We start from the raw sequence: 9970 nt of genomic DNA, 5'->3' as shown, positions 1-9970 counted from the left end.
TGCCCCGCCGCCTACCCGCCGCCTACCCGCGCGCCGCCGGCCGCCGACCGTCATCTGCCCGCCGCCGCCTACCGCTCGCCGCTGCAGCAACCGTCCGCCGCCACCCCACCTCTCCGCCGCTCCACACGCCCCGCCGCCAACCTCACCCACCTGCGCCCGCAACCCCTGATCAGGAGCGGTCCAGGAGGCGGGCGCAGTGGATCAGGCCGATGTGGCTGTAGGCCTGCGGGTGGTTGCCCAGCGATCGTTCCGTCACCGGGTCGTACTCCTCCGCCAGCAACCCGGTCGGCCCCGCACAACCCACCAACTGCGCGAACAGTTCCTCCGCCTGGTCCCGCCGCCCCGTCAACAAGTACGCCTCCACCAACCACGCCGCACACAGGTGGAACCCGCCCTCGTCCCCGGGCAAACCGTCGTCCCGCCGGTACCGGTACACGGTCGCGCCCGACCGCAGGCCCGCCTCCACCGCCTCCACCGTCGCCGCGAACCGCTCGTCCGTCACCAGACCGCTCAACCCCACGTGAAGGGAGGCCGCATCCAGGTCCTCACCGTCGTAGGCGGTGGTGAAGGCCCGCACGTCCTCGTTCCAGCCCCGCTTCAGCACGTCCGCCGCGATCAGGTCGCGCAGGATCACCCAACCCGGATCGACGGGCTTGCCGAAGCGTTCGGCTATGCGGATCGCGCGGTCGGTGGTGAGCCAGCACATCACCCTTGAGTACACGCGGTGGCGCGGGGCGTGGCGTTCTTCCCAGATGCCGTGGTCGGGTTCCTGCCACCGTTGCGCCACCGCGGACACCATCGCGGTGACCAGGTCCCAGTCCCGGTCGTCCAGGCGGTCGCGGGCGGTCGCCAGGTCCAGGACCAGGTCCACCACCGGGCCGAACACGTCGAGCTGGACCTGTTGGCCGGCAAGGTTTCCCACGCGCACGGGGCGCGAGCCCGCATAGCCGGGCAGGGTGTCGATGACGGCTTCGGGGCCCAGTTGGGCACCGTGCACGGTGTAGAGGGGGTGGAGGCGTTCCGGGCCCGGCAGGGTGGCCAGCACGCCGTGCAGCCAGTCCACGAACGCCTCCGCCTCCTCGGTGGAACCCAGCGCCACCAACGCCCGCACGGTCAACGCCCCGTCGCGCAACCAGCAGTACCGGTAGTCCCAGTTGCGCACACCGCCGATCTCCTCCGGCAACGACGTCGTCGCGGCGGCCAGCACCGCCCCGGTCCCGCGGTGGCACAGGGCGCGCAGCGTCATCGCGGACCGGGCCACCAGGTCGCGTTCCACCGCCGGCAGGGTCAGGGACGAGAGCCACTCGCCCCAGTCCGGGACGCTGGACTCCCGGGGCGTCAGGTCGTCGGTACCGCAACGCAGTTCCAGGACGGCGGGCGGGTGGACGGTGGCGTGGGCGGTGTCGCCGTCCACCTCCCACTCCACGCCGGGTGAGCGGAGCACCATCGGCTCGGCGGTGCCCTCGACGCGCAGGCCGTCGGGGACCTCCCGCAGGGTGACCCGCACCTGGCCGAACTCCGGGCGCGGCGCGAACCCGACCCGGGCGGGGGTGGTGCCGGTAATGCGGCGGACCAGGTCGGTGCGGTGCGGCTCGGTGTCCTCGGCGAGGTGGTCGGTGACGGTCAGGCCGGCCCAGCGCGTCTCCACGGCCATCGTGCCGGGCAGGTAGCGCTGGCCCAGCGGGAGGCGGCCGTGCGCCGGGCGGACGGTGAAGTGGCCGGCGTCCGGGCCGCCGAGCAGGTCGGCGAACAGCGCCGGCGAGTCCGGTTCGGGCGCGCACATCCACGTCACGCGCGCGTCCGGCGTGACCAGGGCGAGGGCCCGCCGGTTGGACAACAGGCTGTGCCGCTCGATCGGCACCGGCCGCGCGCCGAACAGCCACCGGCGGCGCTCCTCCAGCAGGAACGCCAACCGCGGCGCGGCGTCGGGGTCGGCCAGGTGCAGGACTCCGGTGGCCTCCGCGTCCAGCGCGGGGTGCGTGTACTCGCCGACCAGCTCCACCTCGGCCGGCAACCGCGACAGCACGGCCAGGTCCGCCAACGGCCGGTGCGACACGACTACGACGGAGGTCTCCGGCAGCTCCGCCAACGCCCGCACCGCCGTGACCCCCTCCCGCCCGGGCCGGGCGGGGTCGTCCGGCGCGAGGGCGCGGTCGTAGTCGCAGACGACCACCAGGCGCTCGGCGCGGGCCAGGTCGTGCAGTCGGCGGCGCGACTCGGTCGTGAGCACTACGGGACCTCCTCCGGCGGAACTTGCCGGAACCGTAGGCGGCTGCGCCGTCCGGGTCAGTGCGCTGATCACAAACTTAGGAGTGCCCTAACCCAGTCTTAGGGTTCCCGCGCGGGTGTTATGGCGACTTGGGAGTAGGTGCGCGTCGCGGGCGTCGTTACGGTCCGGGCAAGTCCGTTCCGAGACGAGGTGCCCACTGTGAAAACCCTGCTGGTGGTGACCGCACTCGCCCTGTCCCTCGCCCAACCGACCGCGCACGCCGCCGTCCCCTACTGCTACGAGGAGCCGCACAACCCCCGCGCCGACATCAGCGACCTCAAGGCCGCGTTCACCTCGGCCAACTGGATGCGCACCCTGCAGACCATGTACCAGCGCCGGTGGCCCAGCGGCGAAGCGCTGGCCAAGGCCCAGGCCCGCGACCCGTACTGGAACCAGTTCGTGCGCAAGGACTCCTTCGAGGGGTTCGCCGAGTCCATGATGGTCGCCATCCACGAGGAGACCCACATGTGGGACCTCGACGGCGCCCGCACCCGCTGGGACGTCCACACCGCCGCCTGGATCGACGCCACCCGCCAGGCCACCACCGTCCCGCTGCACGGCGGCTTCGCGCGCAAGGAGATCCTGCCGCTGATCAAGGACCGGCTCAGCGACTCCATGGACGGGATCTACCTGCGCGACCGCCAGCAAGGCGAGTACAAGCTGCAAGGCGTCCTCGCCGAGCTGAACGCGGGTCTCACCGGGCTGCCGGCGGTGACCGTGGTGCAGGAGTACATCAAGGGCGTCGGCGCGAGCAACGCCCGGGACATCGCCGCCACCAACCTGCGCTACCTGCTGCTCTACCTGCGGGTCGCGAAGGACCGGCACCCCGCGTACTGGGCGAAGATCAAGGCCGAGCCGAAGCTGCGCGACCTGGTGCTGACCCAGTTCCTGCGCACCGCGTACTGGCTGGAGAAGTCCGCGCCCTACACCGGCAAGCTGGGCAGCGCGAACGCCGACAAGATCACCGCCACCAACTACGCGCCGGAGAACATCGCCGTCCTGGAGGAGTTCACCGGCCAGCGGATCAGCACCACGCAGAAGAACTGCACGGCTTGACACCACGCCCCCTCGTTGTGAACAGTTGTTCATGAACAGGTGTTCACAACGAGGGGGCGCGCGTGGAGCGGGTCGTGGTGTTCGGCGGGTACGGGGCCGTGGGGCGGGAGGCGGTCGCCGTGCTGCGCGGGTCGTGCGAGGTCGTGGTGGCCGGGCGGGACCCGGCCAGGGCGCGGTCGGTGCCCGGAGCGGTGCCGGTGCGGGTTGACCTGCGCGAACCTGGCGCGGTCGAGCAGGCCATCGAAGGCGCGGACGCGGTGTTGATGTGTGTGGACGTGGACAACGCCCGCGTCGCCAAGGCCTGCTTGGAGCGGGGTGTGCACTACGCGGACGTGTCGGCCTCGCTTGACCGGCTCGCCGCGATCGGGGAGTTGACCGGGCCCGCGACCGGGCTGCTCAGCGTCGGGCTCGCGCCCGGTGTCACGAACCTGTTGGCGCGGCAGGTGGTCGAGGCCACGGGAGCGCGTGAAGTCGAGATCGGCGTGCTGTTGGGGGCGGGGGAGCGGCACGGTCCGGCGGCGTTGGAGTGGACCTTGGACGGGCTGGGGGAGTTGGGGCCCGCCTGGCGGATGCCGTTCCCCGGCGGGGAACGGACCGTGCACGGCTTCCCGTTCTCCGATCAGCACACCCTGCCCGCGACGTTGCGCCTCGACCGCGTTCGCACCGGGCTCGCGCTGGACTCCCGCCTGCTGACCGCGCTCCTGCCCGCCGCCGCACGCGTCCGGCACCGGCTCCGGCCGCTGACGAAGGTCCACGTCGGCTCCGACCGGTTCGCGGTCACCGTCCGGACGGGCGGGGTCACGGCGTCGTTCAGCGGGCGGCGGCAGAGCCGGGCGACCGGTGTGGTGGCGGCGTTGCTGGTCCAGCGGTTGCCCGAACTGCCCGAAGGCGTGTGGCACGTCGAGCAGGTCGTGGCGCCGGGGCCGTTCCTGGCCGAGGTCGCCGACCACGGCTTCGCCTACGATGCGCCCCGATGAGCCCCAGACGAGCAGCCGGCCTGCCCGACGGCGACGTGAGCCTGCGCGACCACCTGATCACCGCCGCCGCCCGCCTGATCGCCGAACGCGGCACCGCCGGCCTCACCGTCCGCGACATCGCGCGGGCGGCGGGCGTGGCCTACGGCGGTCTCTACAACCACTTCGCCGACAAGGAAGAACTGCTCGCCCTCGCGCTGCACGCCCACGTCCGGACCGTCGAGCACGACCTCGGCGCGCCGCCCACGGACGGCGGGCTCGCCGAGAACCTCCGGGCGTTCGTGCGGCACGCCCTCGCCGTCCACACGGCGATCCTCCCGGCCTTCGCGGGCCTGGTCGGCAGCCCGGACGTGCTCGCGAGGTTCGACGCGCTGCCCAACCCGCTCGCCGGCGGTCGCGGGCTGCACACCGCCCTGGTCGACTACCTGAAGGGCGAGCGGGACCGGGGCGCGGTCAAGCGGGACGCCGACCTGGACGCCGTCGCGACCCTGGTCATCGGCGCGTGCCACGACCTGGTGCTGCCGCGCATGTACCGGGGGGTGCGCGCGCCGGTCGAGGTGCCGGCCGACCGGATCGCGGCGCTGGTGTCCACGGTCCTGGACGGCATCACCGGTCCAGCGCGAGGCGGCCCCCCAGGGCGACGAACGCGATCCCGGTGACCCGGTCCACCCACCGCCTGCCCCGCCGGTACACCTCGACCACGCGCGGCAGCCCGAACAGGGTCGCCACCAGCGAGAACCAGGCCGCCGCCAGCGCCACCATGCCCGCGACCACGGCGACCCGGCCCGGGGTCGCCGTGTCGGCCGGCAGCAACGCGCCGAACAGGCTGCCGAAGAACACCGCCGCCTTCGGGTTGCCGATGTTGGTCAGGAACCCGATCCGCCACGCCCGCGCGGCGCTGACCGGCGTCGCGTCGACCGGCTCGACCACCGCCACCTCGGTCCGCCGGCTCGACCACAGCGCCCGCGCGCCCAGGTAGACCAGGTACGCCGCGCCGGCCAGCCGCACCACGTCGTAGAGCCACCCGACTCGCGCGAGCAGCACGGACAGGCCCAGCATGCTCGCCACCGCCCAGACCGCGATGGCGGACGCGACGCCCAGCCCGGTGACCACGCCGTGGCGGCGCGAGCGGGTGGTCGCCTGCTGCGCGACGACCAGCATGTCGGGGCCGGGGCTGACCACGGCGAGGCACCACACGGCGAACAGGGGCAGGTAGCTCAGCACGTCGGAGACCATACTTGCGGCCATGACGACGAGGCGGCCCCGGCTGGAGATCGAGTACTGCACGCAATGCCGCTGGCTGCTGCGCGCCGGCTGGACGGCCCAGGAGCTGCTCACCACGTTCACCACCGAGCTGGGCGAGGTCGCGCTGGTCCCGGGCACCGGCGGCGTGTTCGACGTGCGGCTGGACGGCGAGACGATCTGGTCGCGCAAGGAGCAGGACGGGTTCCCGGACCTCGCGGAGCTCAAGCGGCTGGTCCGGGACCGCGTGGCCCCGGACCGCTCCCTCGGGCACAGCGACCGCCGCTGACCCGGCCCCGGCTGCGCACCAGCGACCGCCGCCGACCCGGCCCCGGCTGCGCACCAGCGACCGCCGCCGACCCGGCCCCGGCTCCGCGCCAGCGACCGCCGCCGACCCGTCTCAGCCCCGGAAGATGCCGGTGCGGGCCACCCAGTCCTCCAGGAGGGCCCGGTCGCCGGTCACCTCCACGTGCGGCGCGGGTCGCAGGTAGAGCGACAGCACCAGTTCCGCCACCGGCCCGCGCACCGTCACGGCGGCGTCCTCCCGGCCGCGCCGCCACTGCGGCGCCTCGCCGGTGAGGTCCACGAACCACGCGGCGTCGGTGTCCGTGGCCTCGAACCGCAGGCTGCGGCCGGGTCCGACCGCCACGCCGCGCCGGGGGCTCGCGCCGAAGACCATCCACTCGTCCACCGCGTCGGCCGCGATCTCGGGCGCGAGGTCGAACTCCGCCCCGACGGCGGCGGCCGCGTCCGCCCGGTGCACGGCGGTCTCGTGGGTCATCCGCCGCGCCCACAGCTCCGGCGAGGTGAAGCCGGGGATGCCCACCTCGACGGGCCGGTCCGGGCCGTTGTCCCGCAACGCCTTCGTCAGGACGGTCGCGCTCTCCGCGAGCCACCCGTCGAGGTACGCGGCGTCCTCGTCGGTGTAGCCGTCGAGGTCGCGCGCCGGGTTGGGCACCGGTCCGCCGGTCTGGATGACCTGCTCGATCCACCGGTGCCCGCCGCCGACGTGCCGTAAGAGTTGGCCGAGGTTCCAGTCCGGGCAGCTGGGCACTCGGGTCCGCATGTCCGCGCCGGTCACGTGCGCGCGCAGCAGGTCCGTTTGGGTGACGATTTCGGCGCAGTAGCGCTCCAAGGCGAAAGCCATGTGCCTACTCAAGCGCGCGGGCCGGCCGGCGATCAAGTCCGCCGGCCGGCCCTCTCACGGGATCACCAGAGCGTCGCGCCGTAAACGGCCTGGTAGTACGGCAGGCTGATCGCCGCCGGGTAGTACCAGGACACGTTGGGCAGGCCCACCGCCGCCGCGCACCGGTACCGGCCGCCGACCACGTACAGCTGGGCGCCGCTGGTCACGCCCTCCGCCGTGCGGGTGCCGGAGTTGCGGTAGTTGGAACCACCCGAGTCGCCCGGCTCGACGCACGCGTTGTGCCGGGTCAGGTCGTACACGGTCTGCCCGCCCGAGTACGTCACCGTCTGCCGCTTGGCCGTGATCACGCCGCAGGTCAGCTTGGTGGTCACGCCGGACTTGCAGATCGCGGTGCCCACCGGCGAGTCGCTGTACCCGGTCACGGTGACGACGCCGCCCTGCGACGGGTTCACGTCCACCCAGGGTCCCTGGGTCCACGCGGCCGTGTTGGTCACGCGCACGAGCGCGTCGTCCCAGGTCGGGAAGAACGCGGCCTGCACGGTGCCGATCTGCGCGCCGGTGTAGCCGTACACGGCGGTGCCGGCCGGGCCGCAGTGGCCCGCGGTCAGGACGTAGCGCAGGCCGTTGTTGACGTTGCGCAGGTTGAACCCGGCCGAGCAGTACCCGCCGCCGAACGCGCCGTAGTACAGGATGTCGCCGCCGTCGAGGAACGCCGCCGTGGACGGTTCGACGGCGGTGTAGTCCACCCGCACGGCGTCGCCGTACCTGCGCAGGCTCGCGACGGCCTTCTCCGACCCGGTGGCCAGGGCGGTCACCGACACGACGTTGGCGGTCGGGTCGACCGACCAGGACACCAGGCCCTTGACCTCGTCGGACCGGCCTCTCCCGGGTCTGTCGCGCTTGCCGTCGTCGGCCTGCTTGCCCGCCAGGGAGTCCAGCTCGCCCTTGATCCGCTCCAGGTCGGCCGCGCTGTGCTTGACCACGTGGGCCCGCGCGCCCGCCGCGCGCACCTCGCCGGCCCGCGCCGGGTCGGTGACGGCGACCGCGAGCCGGCCCGCCTCGGCGTCGAACCACGCGCCGCCGAACGCCGCGCCCAGGCGTCGCGCCAGCACGTCGTCGAGCCGGTCGGCCTCGTCCTGCTGGACCGCGCGTCTGGCCGCCTGGTCGGCGGTGAGCCCGAGATCGCGCTGCATGGCCGTGAGGACGTCCGCGGGCAGGTCGACCGACCGTTCCGGCGCGGCCGAGCCGACCGCGAGACCGGTGAATCCGAGAGTGGCCACCGAAACGCCGGTGAGCACCGTGCGGAGGAGTTTTCGCATCGCTCCCACTTTCCGTGGTGTGTGTGTTCCTCGTTTTTCGCGCAGGCGGAGACCGCCGGATCACTGGAATTGGTCGAACCACCTGACCAGCGGCGACGGGTCTGCGCACCAGGGAAATCGCGGATCGGTGATGGATGTTTCGGTCAATTCCGGAGAACACCCGGATGTCGCAGGCGGCAACTCGTAAGGACGAATATCGCGAATTGCATAAGTAGCGCATGGAAATTCGGCGGCGGATTCTAGCGGCACTTCCGGCGGCCAGGCGGGTGGATCGGGCGTCGCCGATAACGCGCCGACATGGGGAAGTGGCAGTGGGGCGGGGCGGCGGGGCGCGCCGAGACTGGCCCGCACATGTCCCCACCGGAGAGGTTTCCCATGGCTGTGCGCATCCGACGACTCGGTTCGTCGGTCACCCTGCTGTTGTGCGGCCTGACCGTGTGCCCGACCCCCGCCACCGCCCAGGACGACACGATCGGCGGCGACGGCTACGTCCACGTCGCGCCGAACGGCACCGTGCTGGGCGTGGACCCGTACTACCCGACCGACGGCAACGGCGGCTACGACGTCTCGCACTACGACGTCGCCCTGTCCTACGACCCCGCCGCCCGGTTCCTGTCCGCGAAGACCGTCGTCACCGCGGTCACCACCCAGCGGCTGAGCCGGTTCAACCTCGACCTGCGCGGCCTGACGGTGAGCGGCGTGCACGTGGACGGCGTGCCCGCGACCTTCACCCGGGCCAAGGAGCACGAGCTGGTCGTGACCCCGAGGACCGTCCTGGAGCAAGGCGCGACCTTCACCGTCACGATCGTCTACTGTGGACGGCCGCAGGCCGAGTACACCCCGCGCGGCTGGACCGGCTGGCGCACCTCCCACACCGGCGGCGCGTTCGCGGCCGGCGCGCCGCACTCGGCGACGACGTGGTTCCCGGTCAACGACACCACCGCCGACAAGGCGACCTTCCGCGTCACCGCGACCGTCCCGAGGGGGTGGACGGTGGTGTCGAACGGCGTGCGCGAACCGGGCAGCGCCACGACGTGGGTGGAGAACCAGCCGATCGCCCCGTCCGCCACGATGATCGGCATCGACCGGTACACCGTGCGGGAGTCCACCGCCGGTGACACGCCGGTGCTCGACGCGTTCGCCCCGGGCACCAACGCCGGGCCGTTGGCCGCGAAGCTGCCCGAGGTGCTGGGGTTCCTGACCGGCAAGCTGGGCCCGTTCCCGTACTCGTCGACCGGCGGCCTGTACGTGCCCGACCGGCTCGGTTACGCCCACCCCGCCCAGGGCCGTCCGGTGTTCGGCGCGGGCGCGGGTGAGTCGGCGCTGGTCCAGGCCGCGGCGGCGCAGTGGTGGGGCAACAAGCTGGCCATCAAGATGTGGAAGGACCAGCCGCTGCCCGAGTCGTTCGCCCGGTACCTGGCGTGGCTGTGGGACGAGGAGCGGCGCGGGATCGCGGTCGAGCCGCGCTACCAGGCGGCGGTGCGGGCGGCGGACCCGGCGTTCTGGGCGCGCAAGCTGTCCGACCCCGGCCGGGGCCGGGAGTTCTCGGTGTCGGACAAGGGCGTGCTGATGGTGCACGCGCTGCGCAAGCACATCGGTGACGAGAAGTTCTTCGCGGTCCTGCGTGAGTTCCCGGAGATCAACGACAACTGGAACCAGGGCTGGTACGACTGGGAGCTGTACGTGGCGGCGGTGGCCGACATGGACCTGAAGCCGTTCTTCACGGCCTGGGTGGACGGGACGACAGCCCCGACCGGCTTCCTGGACTGACCGCTGGAGCCCTTGGGAATGCAGACCGGGCAGGCACGAATTCACCGAGCCGCATCGTGTGCCCGTCAGCACGCCCCCGCCGCCCGCCGCACAAGCCCGGCCATCGCCCACAAGGGGCGGTCGGGTGGTGCGGCGGGCACGCGCGACCAAGGCCGGCCGCGAGCGCAAAGGGCTGGGCCGGCGGACGCCCGCC

Annotated in this window: 9 protein-coding genes; 5 read left to right on the top strand and 4 right to left on the bottom strand. The window is 72.9% G+C overall.

Annotated features, from left to right (window positions below; translation table 11 throughout):
- Positions 1–169: 169 nt before the first annotated feature.
- Complete coding sequence (locus AB0A74_RS22030; RefSeq protein ID WP_358252022.1) at positions 170–2230, bottom strand: trehalase-like domain-containing protein; 2061 nt, start codon at positions 2228–2230, stop codon at positions 170–172.
- Between the two features lie 198 nt (positions 2231–2428).
- Between AB0A74_RS22030 and AB0A74_RS22025 the strand changes: the two genes are divergently transcribed.
- The 3 genes from AB0A74_RS22025 (at position 2429) to AB0A74_RS22015 (ending at position 4958) form a co-directional block, all read left to right on the top strand.
- Positions 2429–3325 (top strand): hypothetical protein, encoded by an 897-nt coding sequence (locus AB0A74_RS22025; protein ID WP_358252021.1) that lies wholly within the window; start codon positions 2429–2431, stop codon positions 3323–3325.
- Between the two features lie 62 nt (positions 3326–3387).
- Complete coding sequence (locus AB0A74_RS22020) at positions 3388–4302, top strand: saccharopine dehydrogenase NADP-binding domain-containing protein (RefSeq protein ID WP_358252020.1); 915 nt, start codon at positions 3388–3390, stop codon at positions 4300–4302.
- Complete coding sequence (locus AB0A74_RS22015) at positions 4299–4958, top strand: TetR/AcrR family transcriptional regulator (RefSeq protein WP_358252019.1); 660 nt, start codon at positions 4299–4301, stop codon at positions 4956–4958. The genes AB0A74_RS22020 and AB0A74_RS22015 overlap by 4 nt, the downstream gene beginning before the upstream one ends.
- On the opposite strand, the gene AB0A74_RS22010 is transcribed toward AB0A74_RS22015, so the two are convergent.
- Positions 4906–5547 (bottom strand): LysE family transporter, encoded by a 642-nt coding sequence (locus AB0A74_RS22010; protein WP_358252018.1) that lies wholly within the window; start codon positions 5545–5547, stop codon positions 4906–4908. The two genes, AB0A74_RS22015 and AB0A74_RS22010, sit on opposite strands and share 53 nt — an antisense overlap.
- On the opposite strand from AB0A74_RS22010, the gene AB0A74_RS22005 reads away from it, so the two are divergent.
- On the top strand, positions 5546–5830 hold the full coding sequence (locus tag AB0A74_RS22005; RefSeq protein ID WP_358252016.1) for a SelT/SelW/SelH family protein: 285 nt from the start codon (positions 5546–5548) through the stop codon (positions 5828–5830). The two genes, AB0A74_RS22010 and AB0A74_RS22005, sit on opposite strands and share 2 nt — an antisense overlap.
- A 111-nt stretch (positions 5831–5941) precedes the next feature.
- Here AB0A74_RS22005 and AB0A74_RS22000 read toward each other — a convergent pair whose 3' ends face one another.
- Entirely contained in the window at positions 5942–6688 is a 747-nt protein-coding gene (locus tag AB0A74_RS22000; protein WP_358252015.1) for a maleylpyruvate isomerase family mycothiol-dependent enzyme, read from the bottom strand.
- 62 nt (positions 6689–6750) lie between these two features.
- Complete coding sequence (locus tag AB0A74_RS21995; protein ID WP_358252013.1) at positions 6751–8007, bottom strand: S1 family peptidase; 1257 nt, start codon at positions 8005–8007, stop codon at positions 6751–6753.
- 375 nt (positions 8008–8382) lie between these two features.
- Here AB0A74_RS21995 and AB0A74_RS21990 point away from each other — a divergent pair, with 375 nt between their 5' ends.
- A complete protein-coding gene (locus AB0A74_RS21990) occupies positions 8383–9777 on the top strand; it encodes a M1 family metallopeptidase (RefSeq protein WP_358252011.1) in 1395 nt (464 codons plus the stop codon).
- The last annotated feature ends 193 nt before the right edge of the window (positions 9778–9970 follow it).

The sequence above is a fragment of the Saccharothrix sp. NPDC042600 genome, assembly GCF_040647305.1.
GTDB classification, from domain to species: Bacteria; Actinomycetota; Actinomycetes; order Mycobacteriales; family Pseudonocardiaceae; genus Actinosynnema; species Actinosynnema mutabilis.
Note: the sequence above shows the minus strand (reverse complement) of the source record. Positions and strands in the feature narration are given on the sequence as shown.

What these genes read in the sequence shown, in the direction of transcription:
- AB0A74_RS22000 (WP_358252015.1), bottom strand. Translation starts at nt 6,688, where the DNA reads ATGGCTTTCGCCTTGGAGCGCTACTGCGCCGAAATCGTCACCCAAACG.
- AB0A74_RS22015 (WP_358252019.1), top strand. Translation starts at nt 4,299, where the DNA reads ATGAGCCCCAGACGAGCAGCCGGCCTGCCCGACGGCGACGTGAGCCTG.
- AB0A74_RS22010 (WP_358252018.1), bottom strand. Translation starts at nt 5,547, where the DNA reads ATGGCCGCAAGTATGGTCTCCGACGTGCTGAGCTACCTGCCCCTGTTC.
- AB0A74_RS21995 (WP_358252013.1), bottom strand. Translation starts at nt 8,007, where the DNA reads ATGCGAAAACTCCTCCGCACGGTGCTCACCGGCGTTTCGGTGGCCACT.
- AB0A74_RS22005 (WP_358252016.1), top strand. Translation starts at nt 5,546, where the DNA reads ATGACGACGAGGCGGCCCCGGCTGGAGATCGAGTACTGCACGCAATGC.
- AB0A74_RS21990 (WP_358252011.1), top strand. Translation starts at nt 8,383, where the DNA reads ATGGCTGTGCGCATCCGACGACTCGGTTCGTCGGTCACCCTGCTGTTG.